This is a genomic window from Paenibacillus sp. FSL R5-0928 (genome assembly GCF_037970385.1).
GTDB lineage: Bacteria > Bacillota > Bacilli > Paenibacillales > Paenibacillaceae > Paenibacillus_AQ > Paenibacillus_AQ odorifer.
This window is the reverse complement of the sequence record NZ_CP150225.1, coordinates 3031251-3052061: the sequence shown is the minus strand read 5'-3', so window position 1 is coordinate 3052061 and position 20811 is coordinate 3031251. Positions and strand designations below refer to the sequence as shown.

Annotated in this window: 20 protein-coding genes; 6 read left to right on the top strand and 14 right to left on the bottom strand. The window is 42.7% G+C overall.

The window, feature by feature from the left end; all coding sequences use genetic code 11:
* Positions 1-153: 153 nt before the first annotated feature.
* The gene (locus tag MKZ16_RS13610) at positions 154-1197 is read right to left on the bottom strand and encodes an aromatic acid exporter family protein (RefSeq protein ID WP_038570371.1); all 1044 of its coding nucleotides are present in this window, start codon (positions 1195-1197) and stop codon (positions 154-156) included.
* 184 nt (positions 1198-1381) lie between these two features.
* Here MKZ16_RS13610 and MKZ16_RS13605 point away from each other — a divergent pair, with 184 nt between their 5' ends.
* The gene (locus MKZ16_RS13605; RefSeq protein WP_076101670.1) at positions 1382-1885 is read left to right on the top strand and encodes a hypothetical protein; all 504 of its coding nucleotides are present in this window, start codon (positions 1382-1384) and stop codon (positions 1883-1885) included.
* 68 nt (positions 1886-1953) lie between these two features.
* On the opposite strand, the gene MKZ16_RS13600 is transcribed toward MKZ16_RS13605, so the two are convergent.
* Positions 1954-2508, bottom strand: a complete 555-nt coding sequence (locus tag MKZ16_RS13600) for a phosphatase PAP2 family protein (protein WP_256717292.1) — start codon at positions 2506-2508, stop codon at positions 1954-1956.
* A 198-nt stretch (positions 2509-2706) separates the two neighbouring features.
* On the opposite strand from MKZ16_RS13600, the gene hfq reads away from it, so the two are divergent.
* A complete protein-coding gene (gene hfq, locus MKZ16_RS13595) occupies positions 2707-2928 on the top strand; it encodes an RNA chaperone Hfq (RefSeq protein ID WP_036686247.1) in 222 nt (73 codons plus the stop codon).
* 136 nt (positions 2929-3064) lie between these two features.
* On the opposite strand, the gene MKZ16_RS13590 is transcribed toward hfq, so the two are convergent.
* Positions 3065-4171, bottom strand: coding sequence for a lactonase family protein (locus MKZ16_RS13590; protein WP_076105006.1), 1107 nt, complete (start codon positions 4169-4171; stop codon positions 3065-3067).
* 206 nt (positions 4172-4377) lie between these two features.
* Here MKZ16_RS13590 and MKZ16_RS13585 point away from each other — a divergent pair, with 206 nt between their 5' ends.
* Together MKZ16_RS13585 and MKZ16_RS13580 are read left to right on the top strand one after the other, a co-directional pair.
* Complete coding sequence (locus MKZ16_RS13585) at positions 4378-4713, top strand: hypothetical protein (RefSeq protein WP_036686243.1); 336 nt, start codon at positions 4378-4380, stop codon at positions 4711-4713.
* A 185-nt stretch (positions 4714-4898) separates the two neighbouring features.
* Positions 4899-6056: a peptidylprolyl isomerase gene (locus tag MKZ16_RS13580; protein ID WP_076105005.1), complete on the top strand. Its 1158-nt coding sequence runs from the start codon at positions 4899-4901 to the stop codon at positions 6054-6056.
* Between the two features lie 83 nt (positions 6057-6139).
* On the opposite strand, the gene MKZ16_RS13575 is transcribed toward MKZ16_RS13580, so the two are convergent.
* Both MKZ16_RS13575 and MKZ16_RS13570 read right to left on the bottom strand, forming a co-directional pair.
* Positions 6140-6334: a hypothetical protein gene (locus MKZ16_RS13575; RefSeq protein WP_036686240.1), complete on the bottom strand. Its 195-nt coding sequence runs from the start codon at positions 6332-6334 to the stop codon at positions 6140-6142.
* Positions 6335-6405: 71 nt separating this feature from the next.
* Positions 6406-7005 (bottom strand): nitroreductase family protein, encoded by a 600-nt coding sequence (locus MKZ16_RS13570; protein ID WP_038570356.1) that lies wholly within the window; start codon positions 7003-7005, stop codon positions 6406-6408.
* A 272-nt stretch (positions 7006-7277) separates the two neighbouring features.
* Between MKZ16_RS13570 and MKZ16_RS13565 the strand changes: the two genes are divergently transcribed.
* On the top strand, positions 7278-8675 hold the full coding sequence (locus MKZ16_RS13565) for a metallophosphoesterase (protein ID WP_076101666.1): 1398 nt from the start codon (positions 7278-7280) through the stop codon (positions 8673-8675).
* Positions 8676-8773: 98 nt separating this feature from the next.
* On the opposite strand, the gene MKZ16_RS13560 is transcribed toward MKZ16_RS13565, so the two are convergent.
* Both MKZ16_RS13560 and MKZ16_RS13555 read right to left on the bottom strand, forming a co-directional pair.
* On the bottom strand, positions 8774-10291 hold the full coding sequence (locus MKZ16_RS13560; protein WP_051491446.1) for a copper amine oxidase N-terminal domain-containing protein: 1518 nt from the start codon (positions 10289-10291) through the stop codon (positions 8774-8776).
* Between the two features lie 92 nt (positions 10292-10383).
* Positions 10384-11052 carry a TraX family protein gene (locus MKZ16_RS13555; RefSeq protein WP_076105004.1) on the bottom strand — a complete coding sequence of 223 codons (669 nt, stop codon included), beginning with the start codon at positions 11050-11052 and terminating at the stop codon, positions 10384-10386.
* A gap of 472 nt (positions 11053-11524) precedes the next feature.
* Between MKZ16_RS13555 and thrS the strand changes: the two genes are divergently transcribed.
* Positions 11525-13438: a threonine--tRNA ligase gene (gene thrS / locus MKZ16_RS13550; RefSeq protein WP_038570353.1), complete on the top strand. Its 1914-nt coding sequence runs from the start codon at positions 11525-11527 to the stop codon at positions 13436-13438.
* Positions 13439-13518: 80 nt separating this feature from the next.
* Here thrS and MKZ16_RS13545 read toward each other — a convergent pair whose 3' ends face one another.
* The 7 genes from MKZ16_RS13545 to MKZ16_RS13515 all read right to left on the bottom strand — a co-directional run bounded on the left by MKZ16_RS13545 (position 13519) and on the right by MKZ16_RS13515 (position 20809).
* Entirely contained in the window at positions 13519-14508 is a 990-nt protein-coding gene (locus MKZ16_RS13545) for an aldose 1-epimerase (RefSeq protein ID WP_076105003.1), read from the bottom strand.
* Between the two features lie 84 nt (positions 14509-14592).
* Entirely contained in the window at positions 14593-15309 is a 717-nt protein-coding gene (locus MKZ16_RS13540) for an MgtC/SapB family protein (RefSeq protein WP_036686231.1), read from the bottom strand.
* Between the two features lie 181 nt (positions 15310-15490).
* A complete protein-coding gene (locus tag MKZ16_RS13535) occupies positions 15491-16282 on the bottom strand; it encodes an SDR family NAD(P)-dependent oxidoreductase (protein WP_076105002.1) in 792 nt (263 codons plus the stop codon).
* 112 nt (positions 16283-16394) lie between these two features.
* Positions 16395-17507: a rhamnogalacturonan acetylesterase gene (locus MKZ16_RS13530; RefSeq protein ID WP_076105001.1), complete on the bottom strand. Its 1113-nt coding sequence runs from the start codon at positions 17505-17507 to the stop codon at positions 16395-16397.
* 57 nt (positions 17508-17564) lie between these two features.
* Positions 17565-18404 (bottom strand): carbohydrate ABC transporter permease, encoded by an 840-nt coding sequence (locus MKZ16_RS13525; RefSeq protein ID WP_076105000.1) that lies wholly within the window; start codon positions 18402-18404, stop codon positions 17565-17567.
* A gap of 3 nt (positions 18405-18407) precedes the next feature.
* Positions 18408-19328 carry a sugar ABC transporter permease gene (locus MKZ16_RS13520; protein ID WP_076105030.1) on the bottom strand — a complete coding sequence of 307 codons (921 nt, stop codon included), beginning with the start codon at positions 19326-19328 and terminating at the stop codon, positions 18408-18410.
* A 143-nt stretch (positions 19329-19471) separates the two neighbouring features.
* Complete coding sequence (locus tag MKZ16_RS13515) at positions 19472-20809, bottom strand: extracellular solute-binding protein (protein WP_076104999.1); 1338 nt, start codon at positions 20807-20809, stop codon at positions 19472-19474.
* Positions 20810-20811: the final 2 nt, after the last annotated feature.

The window sequence follows — 20811 nt, the reverse complement described above, 5'->3', positions numbered from 1 at the left end:
ATGTTTTTAAATGCATGTTTATTCGATATCTTCTCATTTTAGCAATTACAAGTTGAGATTTCAAGTATTCTCTTAAATAGATGATCCGGTCCCTAAGGAACCGGATTTTTTTACTGTTACAAAGCTTATATGTTGCTCTTCACAAGGTTATGTTTAGGCTTCGTGCACAGATTCTTTCTCCTCTGCTATACGATTCATCTGATCGGCCACTTTATCTAAGCGCTCCAATTGATATCCGTAATCATAAATCGCCGCTGCCACAACATATAAACGCAGCTGACCTATTTTCTCTGCATTATACCCCAAAATCGCGGTATTCAGAAAATCATCATTGTCTTCTCCCAAGGGTTCGGAATCATTGGCATTGGGCTTTAATTTGTCTTCAAACTTAAGTAAGATGTGCTGATGATATTTGATTAAATGTTCCAAATGATTATCAAATAGAGCATCTGTATGTTCGGTCCGATCCGCCTGGAAATAATGCCGATCTACAGCCTCGAGAACATCGTAACCTTTTTGCAAAGAAGCTAACAGGTTCTTATACACAACCATTTGTCTAGTCTGGCTATACTTGGCCCGTTTTAACTGCTTCTGCTCCTCCTCAAACAATGCATACTTATCCGCCAACGATTTTATGGATGAATGTAAGGCATTTTTTTCATCACGAAATACACTTTCCTTCATCTCATGAGAAACCGCTGTTCTCAGCAATAAAGAGAGGCTTGAAAAAACATTCTCAATTTGCTTAATGTATTGCTTACGAGGTTTTGGAGGAACGACAATAATATTGATTAGAAATGCAGAAACAATACCTGTCAAAGTTAATAAAAAGCGATTAAGTGCGAATTGCCATTCACCCGAAGCCTCCATCACTGTTATTACAGTAACTAACGTAAGACTTATCGTATCCGCCCGGTTGATTTTCATACTGATCATAATGACTAGAATACAGACCAAACCGACTGCTATTGGGCTATTGGATAACAGCATCCCTCCGAGTAAAGCCAGAACGGCCCCCATTGTACTAGTCGTGAGCTGGTCAAGAAAATAACGCCAAGAGCGATAAATAGAGGGCTGCATAGCGAAAATCGCCGCAATCCCTGCACCCACGGCAGAAGGAAATTGAAGCATTACAGCTAAATACAGGGCTAGCGTAACGGCCAAACCTGTTTTAAATATGCGAGCTCCTAAAGCCAAACCTATCCCTCCTAAAAATTAGCCCACGCTACAATATGAACATCAGCGAACCCTCGTACTTCTAATTACCCCAGCCTGGAGTTGATGAATTTTAAGAACATTTAAGCTCTCACTCATGTTTCTTTCAGCTTTCAGGGAATACTAATCCGAGTAGTGCCTATCACATAACATACGAGGTGAGTGAATGAATAACCATATCAAAAGATTAATGACTTTCACAACCGTTATTTTTCTCAGCCTGTCTCCAGCTCTTGCGCCAATTGGAAGTGCTTCTGCTGAGAAAGTAACCCCCACAGCCACCGCACCTGGTGCCCACCCTTCAGAGAAAGGTCACGGTCACCATCCAGGAAAAGACGGAAAGGTTAGGGCTGGTGGACATTTCATTATTTTTGAAACGGCTAAACTGCTGGAAATGGATCGTACAGAGCTAATCAATAGCCTGAAAGCAGGCAAAACGCTCCCGCAGCTTGCTCTTGAGAAAAAAGGCTGGACGGAAGATCAATATATTCAGAAGCTCTGCGAATCGGCAAACCAACGGCTGGATCAAGCCATCACCGAAGGACGTCTGACAAAAGACGAAGCCCAAAAGCTTAAAGCAGGACTTCCTGCGATGCTGAAGCAAAAAATAAGCAAAATGGGACAATTCCAGGATCGCAAAACATCTGAACAACATGTGACGACCCCTTAACCAATCTTCTTCCACATAAAGACGGATATCTTCATGCGCTATGAAAGATATCCGTTTTTGTATCTATCCTAATTCGTACGCGAGCTCTTGTAGATTTGAAATAAACAAATGGACAACATCAGCCAAGCGCCACTAGCCATATATCCCCCAATAACGTCACTCGGATAATGAACACCCAAATAGATACGACTCCAGCCAATCCCCACGGTCATGAATACAGCGAACATTATTAATAAGACCCGTTCATGCCTCCGCCGCAGATGACGCCACAGTATAAAGGCAATAACGCCGTACAAAGAGAAGGCTGCCATTGAGTGCCCGCTCGGAAAACTATAACCAATCTCTTCGACAATACGATGTAAATTCGGACGTTCTCTGTGAAAACATAACTTCATTATTGTATTCAAGAGCTGTGAGCCTAATCCAACCCATAGGAACAAGATTAATTCAAATCGGTGTTTCAGCAAAAAATAGAGCAGTGCCATGGTAACGATAGATATGCCAATAGCGATCTTAGAGGAACCAATTAGAGATAAACCTTTGGCGAATGAGGTCAACCCCGGTGATTCCGCTGATTGTACCCAATCAATAATATAGTTATCAAAGGTTGATACCTTATTCATACTTACAAGGACAGCTATAACGGCGAAACACGCAGCAAAACCTAAAAAAAAGCGAAAAGCTCTAGACCAGTTCTGATAATAAAGCATAAATACCTCCATGTCTATTCTGGTGACTGTTGATCTCATTTCCAGTGAGGGACTAACCCATGTTATAATTATTGAGAGAAAAAAATTCACAGAAGATGGAGTGCTGCCAAAGTGGAGAGTTTAAAATTGCAAGAACGATTGTTGAACCAGTTCATTTCCACAAAGGTGCCTGTGACGATTTTTACGACGAATGGTGTGAAAATGCAAGGGCTCGTAACCTCGTACGATGCTTTCACAATCACTTTACAAGGTCAAGGTGATGGCAGGCAAAATGTGCTATTCAAATCTGCAGTATCCACTATTGTACCTCTTAAGCCCGTTTCGCTCAAATAGTCTTCTCCCTCATTCACCTCATCAACCAGATAATCACAGGCTTTTATTTTCAAAAAAAGGGAACACCGGACTTTATATCCGGTGTTCCCTTTAGCATTTCCCAAGATCACTTATTCACTCTTCAAGCGGAGTAACTTTATGCAGGAACAATTACGGGCTTCACACATACCGGTTTGGATACTTCAGCTGTATTTCCAGTAAATTCGAGTCGGCCACTAGCCGCTTCTATTGAAAATACAACCAGGTTATTCGCATCACGATTCGCTACTATAAGATAAGCTCCATCTGGTGTCAATGCGAAGTGACGTGGATGTCCTCCACGAGTAGATACATATTCAAGATGTGTAAGCTTAGGAGAAGCATTATCCACCGCATATACGGCAATATTATCAGCCCCACGGTTTGAAGCGTACAGATATTTCCCATCCTTGGAAATAGCGATTTCAGCGCATGTATTCTCTTCGTCAAAATCATCAGGCAGTGTCGGCACTGTATCTACAGTGTGCAGAGTGCCTGCGGCACTGTCATATGTAAACGATGTAATGGTGGAATCCACCTCGTTAATTACATAAGCAGACTTTCCGTCTGGATGGAAAGTGAAGTGGCGTGGTCCCGCTCCTGGATGCAACGCCGTATCACCATGTACCTCTAGTTTGTTGGTTTCTCTATTGATTCTATAGGCCCGAATTAAATCAAGCCCAAGATCAGATACAAACACATACTGCCCGTCCGGACTGAAAATAGCGGAATGGGGATGAGGGCGGTCCTGCCGTTCAGGATGTTGGCCATGACCTGAATGTACGGCCACATCAACTAATTGATCTGCAGCTTTATCTTCATTTAATTTGATCAAGCCAACACTTCCACCATGATAACTACATACAACCACGTATTCATCATTCAAATCTCTATTGATATGGCAGGTGGTTGTTTGACGATTGCCAGAGGCAGGCATGGAGGGAATGCGTTTCAGTTCACTCAATTTCCCGTCCTTTAGATCAATAGCAAAGGAAATAACCTCACCTTCTTTTCCACCCTCACCATTCGGTTTTTCTCCTATAGCGTATAGACGTTTCTCTGCGGCATCTACATTAACAAAGGTAGGATTAGTTAAGCCCTGCACCGAATCCAGCAGCTTTAGCGTACCACCTGCAGCTCCATCGAATTCAAACACCTGCACTCCGCTTTCTGCGGCACTTGCATAAGAACCTGTAAACAGCAATAACTTATTCTGCTCATTCATCTCTATATTCCTCCTCAAAGTATTGCTACTTCACACTCATTAGATGTGATCATCTATATAATCTACAATTTTTAAACGTTAATTACAAACGATAAAGTTAGAAATGTACGAAACAATTCAAAAATGGGTCTTTCCAACGATTAACTGTTGTGATATAATGAAAGCGCTAACATTAGTCTTTTATTCCGTATAAAGGGGGAACATGAATGAGTAGCATCCTGCTGGAAGCCAGAAATGTGTACGAGGACTTCGAGGTGGAGACAGACATTCTGTTCTTTAAGGTCGGGGACCATGATTTGGTCATTTTTCACGGCAGAAACTATAACATAAAAAAGAGAATGACTGCCGAGCAATTAAATCGATTGTTGTCCAATTCAAGTTATTATCATGTGTACGGTGGCTGTTATGTCAACCTGAACAAGATCAGCTCTATCGCAGATGACTGCATTTATTTCGGTGAAATGGGCCTGTATGCTAAAAACGTACGTGTCCCAAGACGAAAACAAGAAAGCATTCGTCATCTTCTGAAAGGACTGAAGTAGACATCTTATTCCCATTAGCCGGAAGGGCATGTTACTGATGCCATTTCCGGCTTTTTGCTTTTTATTAATAGAAACTTAAAAAGATCCTGCCTTTTTTTATACTTTCTTAAGGTTTAGGATTAGGATTTCTGTTAAAGTTGTAAATAGACAAGCAACACCTATATTGAAGGGAGTCATTACTAATAATGGACAAAAAAGATCTGAATGGAAATGAGAACTTAGAAAACAACGGAACCACGGAAGAAGATTTGAACACTTCCGAGATTATCAATGAAGAGGTTGAAGTAGCGCAAGCAGCTGCTGAGGAACCTGTGAATACAACAAAAGCAGACAGTATTCCAGTAATGAACAAAGTCGGTGCGAACAACGCTACGCCTCCTACACCTCCGACTGCTCCTAGAAGCAATAAAGCTTGGATGATTGCCTCTATCGTATTAGCTGCAGCACTAATCATTGTTCTGGTCGTCCAAAAAGACGACAGCAAAAAAGCTGTTGCAACAGTAAACGGAACAAAAATTACAAAAGAACAACTTTATGATAAATTGATCGAAGCAGGCGGAGAAAGCACGCTGCAATCTATGATTACTACTGAGCTTGTTGATCAAGAGGCTAAAAAAGCCAACGTAACTGTTACAGATGAAGACATCAACACTGAACTTGAAGATCTTAAAGCACAATTCGGCGGAGAGGCTGCCTTTAATGCTGCTTTGTCCCAAAGCTCAATGACTGTAGACGACTTGAAAAAGCAAATGCCGCTGCAAGTAAAGCTGCGTAAAATCCTTGAGCCACAAGTCACTGTAACGGATGATGAAATCAAAGAATACTATGACACAAATAAAGCTACTTTCAGTGAAGAAGAACAAGTTCGCGCTTCCCACATTCTCGTTGAGACTAAAGAAGAAGCAGATGCAATTCTGAAACAATTGAAAGAAGGCGCAGATTTCGCTACTCTTGCCAAGGAAAAATCCTCTGATACGGGTTCCAAGGATAATGGCGGAGATCTAGACTTCTTCAAACGTGGCGATATGGTAGCTGAATTCTCTGATGTAGCCTTTAAGCTAAAAGTTGGTGAAACCAGTGATGCTGTGAAATCCGATTATGGTTATCACATCATTAAAGTAACCGACCATAAAGATGCTAAAGACTATACACTGGAAGAAAAGAAAGATGAAATTCGTAAAACTCTAGTTTCGCAAAAGGTTTCCACTCTGTCCTCCACTTGGTTGTCAGAAACAACTGAAAAAGCAAAAATTACGAACACACTTACTGACGCTAAAGAAGATGCAGCTGCAACAGCTGAGCCAGCTGCAAGCGCAGCAGCAGGAAATGAATCTACTAAATAATTGTGCCCGTCAAAAAGCAGGACAAGCGTTAATAAACGCTGTCCTGCTTTTTTTATTTCTATGTTCAGGCCTTTGATTAAGCATTAATGGCCTTTTTTACGGATTTGTTTATCGTGGTTCTCCCCCCACTCTTTCGCCTGCGCTGTGGCAATTGAAATCGCCCGCCCCTCCTCATAACCATCTTCGAGGAGCGCATTCGCAATATCGATTGCCTTATTGCGAACAGGTGCTGTGAAGTTCTTTAATGATTCTGGATAATCCTCTTTGTTCCATGGCATACAAAAAACCTCCTTAACCAGTCTATATACATACTTAGCCTGGTTAAGGAGGTTTCAAACGCTTATCTCACTTATTTAAAGACTTTAACACGATCTTCAACCGGTTGGAATTGTTTCTCACCAGCAGGAGTAACGGTTTTACCAAATGGCAATTGAGCAATCAATTTCCATTCTTGCGGGATCCCCCATGCTTCTTTTACTTCATCATCAATCAGTGGATTATAATGCTGCAAGGATGCACCTACACCTGCTTCAGAAAGTGCTGTCCATACTACAAATTGCAGAATACCAGAGGATTGGTTAGCCCAAATTGGGAAGTTCTCAGCATATAGAGCGAAGTTCTCTTGCAGGCTCTTCACTACCGTTTGATCTTCGAAGAATAGTACGGAACCGTAACCTGCTTTGAAAGACGCTAATTTTTGCGCTGTTCCTTCAAATTGTTCGGCAGGAACGATTTTACGCAATGTTTCTGTAGTGATATCCCATAGCTTATCATGTTGTTCACCAAGAAGAACAACGGCTCTTGAGCTTTGAGAGTTGAATGAAGTTGGGCTATGTAGCACCGCTTGTTCAACGATTTCTACAATTTGTGCATCCGAAATCGTAGTTTCTTTACTGATGGCATATATGGAACGTCTTCCTTTTACTGCTTCAAAGAAATTGTTAGACATAAAATAACTACCTCCATTAATTTTAGTAACTTACTTTTATATATCTTAGCACCTTTTTTCTGAAAACACAACAGTTATTCACAACTTATTTTGTCGGATATATTCGTTGCCAACTCTTATTGTCGCATTTATGGGCTTAATTATGCACCTGATCTATTAATCATTAATCAATTCATGCGGGCTAGAAACTGCCCTCTTCCTTTTCCGATATACACTACGAGCTAAAATGCGCTACAATAGTGCAGCAAATGTATAGAAGGAAGGTTATAATCATGAATTTTCTGAGCAAGAAAGCCCTTGTTCGACATAAAAAATCAGTCTTTACCTCTTTGTTGCTGCTCCTTTTCCTGAGCTTGGCTCTAACTAGCTGTAAAGACACAAATTCGTCTAATTTGACCTTTACAGAACTAGATCCGACTGATCTTCACCCCCTCACTTTCTGGGTGGCAACGGATACTCACTTCTTAGATAAGAAGCTTCAGGATGGCGGTACAGCTTTTCAGAAATATGTAACTGGCGGTGATGGAAAAATGCTGCCTTACAGTGATGAAATCCTTGAAACCTTGGTTTATGATACTGAGCAGCAGAAGCCTGATTTTCTCATCCTCAGTGGAGATTTAACAAATAACGGAGAACGCAGCAGCCATCAGGAGCTAACCCAAAAACTAAAGCGAATTGAAGCGCAGGGAACCTCTGTTTATGTCATTCCAGGCAACCATGATTTATTTAATCCTTGGGCCAGATCCTTCAGCGGGGATAAGCAGCTCGTTACGGATTCTATTACAGACAAAGACTTTACCAAGATGTATGAGAATTTCGGCTACAAAGAGGCTGTATCACGTGATAAAGAATCGCTAAGTTACATCGTTAAAGCAGCTCCAAATTTATGGCTCCTTATGATTGACAGCAGCCAATATCATAACAATCAGAAATACGGTTTCCCCCAAACGGACGGACGCCTGACCGCCTCTACCCTATCATGGATAGATAATTCTGTTAAACTAGCTGCCAAGGAGCATGCTTCTGTCCTCACGGTTATGCACCACAACCTACTAAGCCACACCTCTATGTCTGTTTCAGGCTTTAAACTTAACAACAGTCAGGAAACAATAAAGTTACTTCGTGAAAATGAACTTAATTTAGTCTTGTCAGGCCATATCCATATGCAGGACATCCGGGTAGACCCGGCAACTTCTTCGGAAGTAATGCCAATTTATGATATCGCAACAAGTGCAATGGCTGTTTATCCACATCAATATGGAGCGATGACCTTCGATCCTCTGAGCAGAACCGTCAATTATGAAGCAATGCCCTTAAATGTAGAAGGATGGGCTAAAGCTAATGGCATTACAGATCAGAATCTTTTAAACTTTAAGACCTATGCTGAGGATATTTTTGCTACAAACTCTTATAACAAAGCTATGGATGGTCTAAAGGAGAGTTCCTTTACGCAGTCTGAAAAGGCATCGATGGCAGAGGTAATGGCCAAGCTAAATGTAAGATACTTCGCGGGGACAGCCGGCAGCTCCTCAGAAGATATTAAAGCGATGCCAGGTTACAAGCTTTGGGAAGGCCTACAAGAAGGTTTCTTAGGTGGATACATCCAAAGTATGACAGAGGATAAAGAGCTTAGTAATATAGCTTTAGAGGTGGTATTAACGAAGCAATAACTGGTTTATGTATTTCATATAAAAAACCCAGCCTCCACTCGCATTTATGCGTCAGATGGAAGCTGGGTTTATTGTGTTAATTGATCGTTAAGATGCAACTAGTTCCGTACAATAGTAATCCAACCATCTTCATCTACCGACACAGTAGCATGAAGCGCTTCAGCCAGCAGACGCAAGGATACATATGCATCGCCATACTCGTCAACAAATACAGGTTGGGCAAGCTTTACAGCCGTGCCGTTAATCAAGGCTTCGGAAGAACCGATTTTGAACACCAGTTTATCTCCGTACACACCATCAGTAACGTTAATTGCACGATTGACAGTATCCCATTCTACAGTAGCATCTAAATCTTCTGCCAAATAACGCAGTGGGATATAAGTAGTGTTCTTGTCTACAATCGGGTAATAATATTCGTCATCAGGTTCGATAACAATGGTTCTCTTCGTAATGCCCAGATCATCCTTCAATATACGATATACATCAGAATCTGGGGCAAAGTTTCTCAAAGTCTCTCCAGGTGTAAGCCCGGAAGAAATATCAAGTGCACCTTCAGTGCTGATTGGATCAGCAGTTACAGCACCGCCAATGTTCCAAACCTGACTGGAAGCTTTAAGCGAGAGACTCTTCAGTGGGAAATCCTCGGTACCCGGAAGCGCCACTTTCAGATCAACATTCTGTTTACGCACATGCAGAGCACTATCAACGAAAATATCAACAGATAACTTCGTATCCTTACTCAACACAGTCTTAATCTCAGGAGTTGATTTGTAAAGACTGTCCACTTGATTGTCATATACTAGCAGCAATGCATCAACAGCCAATTTGGCAGCATCATGCAATACAGTTACGACAGCTTCTTTATCATCCAGTGGAATATCTCCGAATCCAAGATTGAAAATATCGCCAGAACCGTCTTCATCCATAGCTTTGATCACAGGGTACAGATAGTCGTAAAGACCACCTACCAATTCAGTAAAACCTTCTGTGTCTTTGGAGACAGACTTCAGGAAGCCTTTTAACAGTGCAGGAAGCTCATCACCCGTCACTTCTGCATGCAGCTTCGTCATGTTCAACTGCTCGCCATACACAGCATCACTAACCGGTGTAATGTTGATTACGCCAGGATTAGGAAGATTCTTAACAACGAATTTCGTCAACAGCTTACTGACATCTTCAGCTTTTGCCGTATCCAAGCCTACTTCACCTAAGATTTCATCGTATCCTTGTACAGGGAAGTAGAACGGTTGTTTTGCTCCTTCAACTGTAAAAGCAAGTGTTTGTTTGTCCATAAACAAGGTGAATGGAATATCCAATTGTTTATAACCAACAGTTCCTTGGGCCGATAAACTCCCATTATCTTGTAACTTAGCTTTACTAATATTCAAGGAAAAAGAATTAATAAGATCAACCATTTCCTTATCTTCCGCGCTAATTCCCTCTATGGGCTCAGCATTCATGGAAAAAGTCATACTGGATTCTGATGATTTAACATCAACATCCCCAATCAACGCCTTATTAACATCGAACCCCCCTACCGACTGACAGCCGGCAAGAACTAGCATCAGTGCGACAAAAGGCAAAAACCACTTCATTTTTGCTTTAACTCTACTCATAGCATGTCTCCTTCATCTTATTTTGTGAAATCAATCCATTATCTCAGCTAAGGTAAGTTTTGTAAATCAAAGTTCCTTTTATTGTAAAATGTTTAAATATTCAACAAACTTCGCCATTCGATCTGAGCCCATTCCTTGTAAATTACAGCCTTAACTATTGCCAACATCAGTAAATGTGCAGGATAAAATGACCACCACACCCAGCGCGGAACCCGATGCCGCTCCAAGCGATTCCAAATCAAAGGCGTAAAAGCAATCAGCAAGGTAGGTAAAATACTTAGCATCTGTACAACCCAATAATTATAAAACATATAGAATAGATTCAGTGCCAAATGGGCTCCAATAAGCCAGTACGATTTCGTATAACGAAAAATCAATACTAAGAGCAAACCGTACGCGTTATAATCTATAGGGTAATAATCCATTAACACTATAGCAGCAATTACCACAGGTATACCTAGCCATAGTGAAGGCAGTTTGTCCAAAATAACCAGTACGATTGCCGACAGCAATAACGTAAACACCACGTTCCAGCCACCAGAATTTAGCGCTAAATTATAGGGAATCTGAGCAATAATCGCTATCAAGAGCAACCGTAATAAATATTTAGGTCTGGATGAAGTATGGATATGTCCCTGCACAAGCCCATAACAATAAATCGGAAAAGCTATTCTCCCTACATATCTCCAAGCAAGATTCTCCGGGAAAAAGATATAGCCAATATGGTCGATTAGCATCGTCAGCATGGCAATAATCTGCATTACAATCCTCCTTAAGCATGTTGAAATATAAATTCGCCAAGCCCTTCCTCATTTCCTTTACCAATAAGCAAATGAAGAACGCGGAGAAACGATCATCCGCTTTCTGTGCACCTCCCCCCTTGACTTTATCGAATACTATTGAGTAATATTAACTAGCAACAGAATATGGCAATGATCAAAGACATGATTTCCTACACGAACTGTCCAGAGAGAGAAGTCCGGGCTGCAAGCTTCTCCAGTTACCGGTTGTGAAGTTACCCCTTTGTAGCCGTGACGCTGAATCCGTAGAACTTTGTTTTTCGGTAGTATGCGGCACCGATTTATCCCCGATATCGGATACCAATGAGGTCCTGTCCATGTGACAGGTCGAATTAGGGTGGAACCACGAGCTGAACGCACTCGTCCCTTTCTGGGAGAGATGCGTTTTTTTGCGTTCACAACTAACAATATTTGAGAAACGGAGGCTAAAATCATGAAGATCAAGGTAACACTGCAAGATGGAACAATTAGAGAGGTACTGCAAGGAACAACGATTAAAGAAGCAGCAGGTGCCATAAGTACCAGTCTGAAAAAAAATGCTGTAGCTGGAAAAATTGATGGAAAATCTGTTGATCTAAACCAAGCGATCGAACATGATTGCCGGCTCGATATTGTTACGTTGGATAGCAAAGACGGTCTTGAGGTTTATAGACACAGTACTGCACATATCATGGCGCAGGCCATAAAACGTATATATGGAGATAAAGCTGTCCAGCTAGGCATAGGTCCTGTTATCGAAGACGGCTTCTATTATGACATTGATATTGAGAAACCTCTATCCACTGATGATCTTGCTGCAATCGAACAAGAAATGGCGAAAATCATCCAAGAGAATCACCAGATTGTCCGCCGTGTGGTGAGCCGCGCAGAGGCCATTAAACTTTTTGAAGAGTTGAATGAGCCTTTAAAGCTGGAGCTTATTCATGATCTGCCGGCAGACACAGTATTAACTATTTATGATCAAGGTGAGTTCTCCGATCTTTGCCGTGGGCCACATCTTCCCTCTACTGGCTTGGTCAAAGCCTTTAAGCTGTTGAATGTAGCGGGTGCCTACTGGCGTGGAGATTCCAATAACAAAATGCTGCAACGTATTTATGGAACTGCCTTTCCTAAAAAAGCGCAGTTAGAGGAACATTTACTGTTTCTTGAAGAAGCTAAAAAACGTGACCACCGTAAGCTCGGCAAAGAACTTGAGTTGTTCATGTTCTCTGAAGAAGCGCCAGGCATGCCCTTCTATCTTCCCAAGGGAATGACAATCCGTACAGAGCTTGAGAACTTTGCCCGGGAATTACAAAGACAGAGAGATTACGATGAAGTTCGTACACCGCTGATGATGAACAATCGGCTTTGGGAGCAGTCGGGGCACTGGGATCACTACAAGGACAATATGTATTTCACAAATGTAGATGAAACAAAATTTGCCCTTAAGCCGATGAACTGCCCTGGGCATATGCTAATTTTCAAAAACAATCTGCATTCCTACCGGGAACTGCCTATCCGTATCTCGGAATTCGGTCAAGTGCATCGCCATGAATATTCTGGAGCACTTAACGGGATGATGAGAGTCCGCACTTTCTGCCAGGATGATGCTCACCTCTTCGTTTTGCCAGAGCAAATCGAGGATGAAATAAGACGGGTAATCTCACTGATTGACCATATTTATCAAGTGTTCGGCTTTGAGTATAAGATTGAATTATCTACTCGGCCGGCAGATTATATGGGATCTGAAGAATTATGGGATCAGGCTGAACAATCTTTACAAAATGTATTAGACAATCTCGGGATCGAATATCGAGTGAATGAAGGGGATGGCGCGTTCTATGGACCTAAGATTGATTTCCATATCTTAGATGCGCTAAAACGAAGCTGGCAATGTGGAACAATCCAACTAGATTGGCAAATGCCAGAGAAATTCGATCTTACTTACATCGGGGAAGATAATCTTAAACATCGCCCGGTCGTAATCCATCGCGCTGTGTATGGATCGATCGATCGTTTTATGGGGATTATTACTGAGCATTTCGCTGGAGCTTTCCCACTGTGGCTCGCACCTGTTCATGCGAAGTTATTGCCAGTCTCTGAGAACTATGTTGACTATGCACTGCAAGTGAAGCATCAAATGGAGAAAGCTGGCATTCGTGTCGAAGTAGATATTCGAAATGAGAAGTTAGGCTACAAAATTCGTGAAGCTCAGCTTGAAAAAGCACCTTACATGCTCGTACTGGGGGAGAACGAAAAAAATTCCGACACTGTCTCTGTAAGAAAACGTGGTGAAGGTGATCTTGGTTCGAAGAGTATCCAAGACATCATTAAACAGATTAATGAAGAGATTATTAGTAAGAGATAAATTTAAGGGGCTGTCTAATCGTAGAAAAACTACGTTTGAGACAGCCCCTTCTTTATAACCTATTCATATTCACATGAACTCTATTTTACGTACAGGCGGCTGCTTTCTTCCCAATATTCGCCTGGTTTCAGGCTGAACAAGCCGATATCATCAGCAGGAAGGTCTACCATTGGCGCATTCACCAAGTTAATTTGTGGCTCAGGGCAGAAGAACTGTTCTGTAGCACCGTTATTCCAGATCATCCATTGTTTGTACGAAGTCCCTACATCGTACACCAAGGTTACTCCAGCTTTGCTATCGGTAAGCTCCATCCGGTTGCGTCCGTTCTGAGGTACAGCCGTGTAGTGATTGTCCATCGATGCAAAATATGGATTCACACCTTCTTCACGAAGCTGAACTTCTCCTGGCTCCAACGCCTGGAATTTGCCTGTTGGCAGCATGCGGTCGTTAAGCTCCCAGCGCTCGCCAATAGTAGCTTTTACGCGGTAATCTTGTGCCGAGCTTCCTGGTGCGAATGGTGCGTTAATGGCAGTGTGGAATGCCAGCAAGCAAGGCATCACGTCATCTCCATCATTGTGTACCAGCACCTGTTGCGATAATCCTCCTTCGCCGAGGGTATAACGCAATTTGATCGTATACTTATGTGGCAAATATTGATAAGAAGGATGATTCTCATCCACCTTGATGAATACGGTTACGAAGCTTTCAGTCTTACCGCTGCCAAATTCTTCGACTTCCCAAGCTGCAGTATGTAAAAATCCGTGTAAATGGTTGCCCGTTGCAACTTCATTTACGGGGAATTGATAAGTTTGACCATTCCATGGAAATTTACCATCCTCATAACGATTTGGAGGAAATAATACAGGAATTCCGTGAATCCCCGGACTTGCCTTGAAGGCTTCCATTTCTTCAGCTCCAGGCTCATGCAGGAAGCGATATCCGTTTTCGGTATCACGGAAACAGATCAGGTTGCCGCCAATGCCTGGCAGAATAGCTGCCTCATAACGACCGGCGTTCAACCAGATAGCTGCTTCTCCTTCATATTGTCCTTCATACGCTGTGATTGACATAATATATTGTTCTCCCTTCCAGTGTCTGATAATTGTCTCCACTTGATAGATTACCACATCTAGTCATGAGGTGACATGCTCTTTTTACAATTGCTCCACTTCTACGCTCATTACATGTTCAATTTTCTTCACATCGTAATAAATTTCTGTTGCGTAATCTCGATCCGGGGCTGAGATCACCATATCGATCATTTGTCTGCCATCTTCCAAATCTTTAATTTTCATTCTTCGAATCGCTCGGGATGGACCTCTAGTACTACGCTGCGAGCTGACCTGAGGCCGCTCGATTTTTTGGATCACTTCTGTAAGCACGAAATTAGCTTCCATAATGATCCTCACTGAAACTTCATGTTTATTCAGTACTTCTGGTCCTAGCGAGCGGATTAAATGAGGAACTAAATTCACAGCAAACATCAGCAGAATAACCGCATATGCTGCTTCAATATAGAATCCCGCACCCACAGCTATACCAATTCCAGAAGCTGTCCAGATGAGTGCTGCCGAAGTAAGGCCCGAAATGGCATCTCCGCCTCTACGCAGAATAACACCCGCACCCAAAAAACCAATCCCGCTGACAATCTGAGCCGCAAGCCTCATTGGGTCCATGTTTGGATGCTCTGGCCCTGCGAACTTGTCAAAGGCATGGATAGACACCACTGTGACAAGACAGCTCGCAATGCTTATGACCATACTGGTCCGTATCCCCAGCGGTTTCTGCTTGATCTGTCGGTCAATCCCGATGAACAGCCCGAACAGCATGGCCACTAGTAACTTCATTAATGATTCCAATTGAAAATCCATATCGCAATCTCCTTTCTCCAGAGATACTCCATTATAACGGAAATTGGAGATAATGATTAGCTTTATTTTACAACAAAAAACGGTATATCCATCCTCAGCGCATATGCTCTTTCGACCCGTGTGGTCCGGCATAGCGACGAGGATGGAATCCGTTATGAGAGGTCAAGATTATGTTGGAAAATTAACCATGCAGAAGCGACTCTGCACCGTCACAATAAATTTCCGTCCCCGTAATATGATCTGAATCTTCCGACGCCAGAAACAGAGCCAGCTTAGCTACTTGATCAGGTCGCCCCGGACCTTCTTCCAGCGGTTGATCTCCCTCAGGAAATTCTACTGGGATTTTCACTTCTTTCAGATCCTCTGATGGAAAAGTGTTGTCATCTATATTGGTCTTTATAGCCCCAGGACAGATCGCATTTACGCGGATTTGAAATTGAGCCAGTTCCAGTGCCGCCATTTTCATAAAAGCAACCTGTCCTGCCTTAGTCGTGCTGTAAGCAGAAAAACCAACATTGGAAAACACACGATTTCCGTTAATGGAGCTGTTGATCAGGATGCTGCCTCCGCTTTCTTTTAGATGCGGTATCGCATATTTTACAGTCGCGAAGGTTCCACGCAGGTTAATATGAATGGTCTGATCCCAAGCTTCAATATCCATCGTTTCAATAGGCGTCATCGCCCCATTAATCCCTGCGTTGGCAAAAACAACATCAAGACGACCCCATTTCGCGGCCGCCTTGTTTATCGCCGCTTCCACTTGTGGTGGTTCAGCAACATCACATTCGATAACTAGGGCTTCTCCGCCCTCTTTCTCCACTTGCTGTCTAACCTTTTCAGCGTTCTCCACAGTTCTGTCCAATAATACAACTTTGGCTCCGTTACGTGCGAACTCAAGCACGGTTGCCCGGCCAATTCCTGAGCCGCCTCCGGTTACAACTGCAACCTTACCTACAAGCTTTTTATCTGCCATATCGTGATATCCTCCTTCTTATCATGCAAGTCTTCCAGTTAAGTTCTTTCCTTAACCTTAACCTTGCATACAGAAGTTGAACCGACAGATATTTACTTTTCCTTTAGGATTATTATTCTCCCTGACGAAGATGAATGATGAGATCGTTTAATCCGGCTTCCCGGATCCCTTCCACTATAAGCTCAGCTAGAAGACGAGCCCCTAAAATCTGAAAATGTGTATTATCCTGCACGCCACCTGGATGCGCAATAAATTCTCCTGGATAGCTCCACATGAATAAATCTTTTGAGCCCTCTGAGCCATAAGCTTCAAAGAGCTTGCGGCTCTTCTCGGCTAAATCAATCAGTGAAACCTGCTCGGTATCTGCGAGTTCCCGTATGGCGATTAAATAATCTCCATGCGTGTCTACAATTGCTTCTTCACTATCAAATCTTCGCCGATGTACAGAGCTCACAAGAACCGGATAGGCCCCCGCTTCTCGGGCGACTGTAATCAACCGGAGCAAATGTTCTTTATATGTAGTAAAGGGCTCGGTATGTCTTAAATCATCAGTTTTGGAATCATTATGTCCAAACTGGATGAACAGATAATCTCTGGGTCTGATATCTGCGGCAATGCCCTCCAAATGCCCTTCCTCAATAAAACTCTTGGAACTGCGCCCAGAAAGTGCTCGGTTATCAACAACTATTCCCGCTTTGAAGCAGCGTGGCAGCAGTTGACCCCACCCCGCATAGGGATAACCTTCTTCCCCTTGATCGGTCACCGTGGAATCTCCCGCCAGAAACAAGACTAGCGCTTCATTGTCCATCTGAATGTCCAAGGCGTTAATACGCGGTGCCGCACCCGAGAACGATAGCTTTAGCTGCCCATCCTTTATTCTAATTGCAAAGGATTCGCGTAAATATTGGCCCGCAGGCACATTTAGAGTGTCCAATACGAACTTGCCTTCTCCAGCTTTGATAAATGTGCTGGTCTCTGCCAGAGCATCACCCAACAGCAGCGTAACACGGTAGACCCCATTCGGGAGATCCAGAAGAAAAACTGCTTTCTGTGGGATGCAGCAATCGCTTCGCAGTATATCTGTTCCCCCTCTGAAACGACCAAAGACAGAGGAATCAGAAGTGAAACCATACCCTATTTCCTTAGAATAAGATGTGTCCGGCCGAATTTTGGTGTAGCCAGGCTCAGCTTCCTTAATCCCAAAATCAAAACGATAGCTATCCAAATTCAGCCGCACCTTTCTTAATTAGAGATTTAAAACATTTATATTCATTTGCTGAAATCAACCTTTCAAACCACTGGTGCTGATTCCTTCTACAATCTGCTTTTGGAAGATAAAGAAGATAATCATGACTGGTGCCAAACTTAGAACAGACATGGCGAACATTGGACCCCAGTTGGATACGGACTCACTGTCCAGGAACATTTTCAGCCCCATCGAAACTGTATATTTAGAAGGTGAGTTCAAGTACAATACCGGTCCAAGCAAGTCTTCCCAACGCCAATAGAAGGAAAAGATTGCCGCAGTAGCCATAGAAGGACGGATAAGCGGAAGTATAATTCTGAAATAAAGTCCAAATTTCCCACAACCATCGATGGTAGCCGCTTCATCAAGTTCAACAGGAATGGTCCGAATAAACTGCAGCATTAGGAAAATGAAAAACGGGACACCGAAGAACTGTGGAACAACGATCGGTTTGATACTGTCGAGCCATTCCAATTTGGCATAGATAATGTATTGAGGGACGAGCACCACATCGGAAGGAAGCATCAGGGTCATCATCATGATTCCGAACCATAAGCCATGGCCTACAAATTTATTGCGGGCAAAACCAAAGGCAACCAGTGAAGATGAAATGACTGCGCCCAGTGTTGCGACAATGACAATTACAAAAGAGTTCTTGATGAAGACACCAAAGGAGTAACCTGCAACACCTTCCCAGCCTTTAGCATAGTTCCCCCATTCCCATGGATCAGGTATAAGGTGCTGTGCTGTAACAAATACTAGCCGGCTCTCTTTAAAAGAACTCATGATCATCCACAGAATCGGATACAGCATAACGATAGCGAGGCCACCTATAAGGATGTGATAAAGCGGCCATTTCAGTTTAATTTTCGCCATGGATTATTTTCCTCCTTCCGACTCGTAGAAGACCCACGATTTGGATGTCTTGAACAAGATTCCGGTCATGATGCCGACAAGCAACAACATCACCCAAGCCATAGCCGAAGCATAACCCATATTATTAAACATAAAAGCCTGACGGAATAAATAGAGAGAATACAACATAGTGCCGTCCATAGGTCCGCCTTCACCTTTAGAGATAATATAAGCTGGAACAAAGGTCATAAATGCGCTGATCGTCTGCATAACTAGATTAAACAGAATCACTGAACTTAAGAGTGGCATAGTAATCTTGAAGAACTTTCTGAAGAATCCGGCTCCATCCACACTAGCTGCCTCATACATTTCACCAGGAATATTTTTGAGACCTGCCAGAAAGATCAACATGGATGAGCCAAACTGCCACACAGATAGAGTTATCAACATTATAAGCGCAGCGTTCGGATTGCCAAACCAACTTACCGGTCCAATTCCGAAAAAGCCAAGCATGCCGTTAATAATTCCAGTATCACTAAAAATATTACGCCACATGATGGAGACCGCCACACTGCCACCTATAATAGAAGGTAAATAATAAGTTGTCCGATAGGCTCCTACCATACGTGATTTCGTATTTAGAATCATGGCCACAAATAATGCGAAGGTTAGACGTAAAGGCACACCGATAAATACGTAAAGCAGCGTTACCTTTAGTGAATGCAAATATTTCGGGTCATTTGAGAACATTTTGATGTAATTATCAAATCCAATCCACTTAGGTGGAGCGAATAAATTGTATTTGGTAAAAGAAAGATACAGCGAAATGATCATCGGGATCAGTGTGAAGCAAAGGAAGCCAATGACGAACGGACTGATGAAGGCATATCCTGTAAGGTTGCTTCGTAACCGCCGGCCGGTGAGGTTCTTTTTCTTAACAGCCAATGGATTCGAAGGTAGGGGATTCGTTAATGCCAAGGGTCTCCAACTCCTTTTTATGTGAATAATATGGGAAACGGGATGCCGCCTAGCGAAATGGCATGCCGTTTCCCATGTGAGACGCAGTATAGTTATCTGTTACCCTACGATTAACGGCTGGAGAGAATAGAGTTCGCTTCTTTTCGGAACTGTGCCGCTGCTGCTGCTGGGTCGATTTTTCCGAAGTTCATTTGTTCAGCAAGGTCTGTAAGCAGGGCTACAACCTCTGGGGAACCTACCGGTGGACTCATAGGTGAAGTAGTACGCTCCATGTCAGCAACAAACTTAAATACTTGCTTACCGGAATCAGTTAATTGTGTAGCTACAGATTCTTTGATTTTGCTTGAAATCGGTACTCCGCGTTCGCCTTTGATCAGGTTGTTAGCTTCCACATCATTAATCCAGAAATCAACGAACTTCGCTGCTTCTTCCTTCACTTTAGAGTTAGAGGTAATTGACCAGTACATACTTGGCTGCATGTAAAGCCCTTTATCCATATCTGGACCAGGCATTTGTGCCAGCTCCATAGGACGATTTACAGCGATTTGCAAAGCAACGTATTGGTTCGACCATTGCCATACACCGATACCTGTCCCTTTAACAATATCCGACTCTTCAATAACCCCTTTATTTTGGCTCAGTTTGTCTTGTGATGGGACCGCTCCATCTTTAATCAGACCAGACAACATTCCGAAAAAGTCAGTGAACAACGCATCGTCCTCATAACCAAGTGCGGAACCATCATTGTTATAGAGTGCCAGCCCTTTTGTACGCAGATAATAGTTGAAGAACACGTCTGCTGCCATGGAACCGTCCATAAACAGTCCAGCCGATTTAGCTTTCGCGGCGATTTCCTTGTATTGATCCCAAGTCCAGTTCTCTGGGATAGAATCTACACCTGCCTTTTTCAGCAATTCTGGATCATATTGAAAACCAAGTACGTTAACCCCTAACGGAATTCCGTATTGCTTATCACCGATCACTCCAGTACTCAGCACGTTCTCATTCACATCGCCGACTTGAATCTGAGAGTTCAAATAAGGTTTTAAATCTTCGAGCTGTCCGTTAGATCCATATTGATTAATATAAGAAATATCCATTTGAACGATATCAGGAAGTCTATTTGCAGCAGCTTGCGGAGCAAGCTTTTTCCAGTAATCATCAAAGGATGCATATTCAGGCTCAATGGTTACATTCGGATATTTGGCTTCATACATATCAATAACTTGTTGTGTATAAGAATGTCTTGTATCTCCACCCCACCATGCTATACGCAGGGTTACTGGTTCTGCTGAGGTCGTGGCCGCAGGTTTCGTTTCCGAAGGAGTATTTGTAGCGGAATCCGTAGCAGTAGCATTGTTATTGTTGTTACCTCCACCGCAACCAGCTAACATCGACGACAGCAATAATGGTACGGCTAGTAAAGCGAATCTCTTTTTCAATTTCATGT

Excerpts from the sequence above, each read along its gene's own strand:
- MKZ16_RS13555 (WP_076105004.1), bottom strand. The coding sequence starts at position 11,052 with ATGCAGATTATTGCCATGCTGACGATGCTAATCGACCATATTGGCTAT.
- MKZ16_RS13570 (WP_038570356.1), bottom strand. The coding sequence starts at position 7,005 with ATGTCTAACAATTTCTTTGAAGCAGTAAAAGGAAGACGTTCCATATAT.
- MKZ16_RS13545 (WP_076105003.1), bottom strand. The coding sequence starts at position 14,508 with ATGTCAATCACAGCGTATGAAGGACAATATGAAGGAGAAGCAGCTATC.
- thrS (WP_038570353.1), top strand. The coding sequence starts at position 11,525 with ATGAAGATCAAGGTAACACTGCAAGATGGAACAATTAGAGAGGTACTG.
- MKZ16_RS13580 (WP_076105005.1), top strand. The coding sequence starts at position 4,899 with ATGGACAAAAAAGATCTGAATGGAAATGAGAACTTAGAAAACAACGGA.
- MKZ16_RS13565 (WP_076101666.1), top strand. The coding sequence starts at position 7,278 with ATGAATTTTCTGAGCAAGAAAGCCCTTGTTCGACATAAAAAATCAGTC.
- MKZ16_RS13540 (WP_036686231.1), bottom strand. The coding sequence starts at position 15,309 with ATGGATTTTCAATTGGAATCATTAATGAAGTTACTAGTGGCCATGCTG.
- MKZ16_RS13600 (WP_256717292.1), bottom strand. The coding sequence starts at position 2,508 with ATGAATAAGGTATCAACCTTTGATAACTATATTATTGATTGGGTACAA.
- MKZ16_RS13515 (WP_076104999.1), bottom strand. The coding sequence starts at position 20,809 with ATGAAATTGAAAAAGAGATTCGCTTTACTAGCCGTACCATTATTGCTG.
- MKZ16_RS13525 (WP_076105000.1), bottom strand. The coding sequence starts at position 18,404 with ATGGCGAAAATTAAACTGAAATGGCCGCTTTATCACATCCTTATAGGT.
- MKZ16_RS13535 (WP_076105002.1), bottom strand. The coding sequence starts at position 16,282 with ATGGCAGATAAAAAGCTTGTAGGTAAGGTTGCAGTTGTAACCGGAGGC.
- MKZ16_RS13575 (WP_036686240.1), bottom strand. The coding sequence starts at position 6,334 with ATGCCATGGAACAAAGAGGATTATCCAGAATCATTAAAGAACTTCACA.
- MKZ16_RS13590 (WP_076105006.1), bottom strand. The coding sequence starts at position 4,171 with ATGAATGAGCAGAATAAGTTATTGCTGTTTACAGGTTCTTATGCAAGT.
- MKZ16_RS13560 (WP_051491446.1), bottom strand. The coding sequence starts at position 10,291 with ATGAGTAGAGTTAAAGCAAAAATGAAGTGGTTTTTGCCTTTTGTCGCA.
- MKZ16_RS13605 (WP_076101670.1), top strand. The coding sequence starts at position 1,382 with ATGAATAACCATATCAAAAGATTAATGACTTTCACAACCGTTATTTTT.
- MKZ16_RS13585 (WP_036686243.1), top strand. The coding sequence starts at position 4,378 with ATGAGTAGCATCCTGCTGGAAGCCAGAAATGTGTACGAGGACTTCGAG.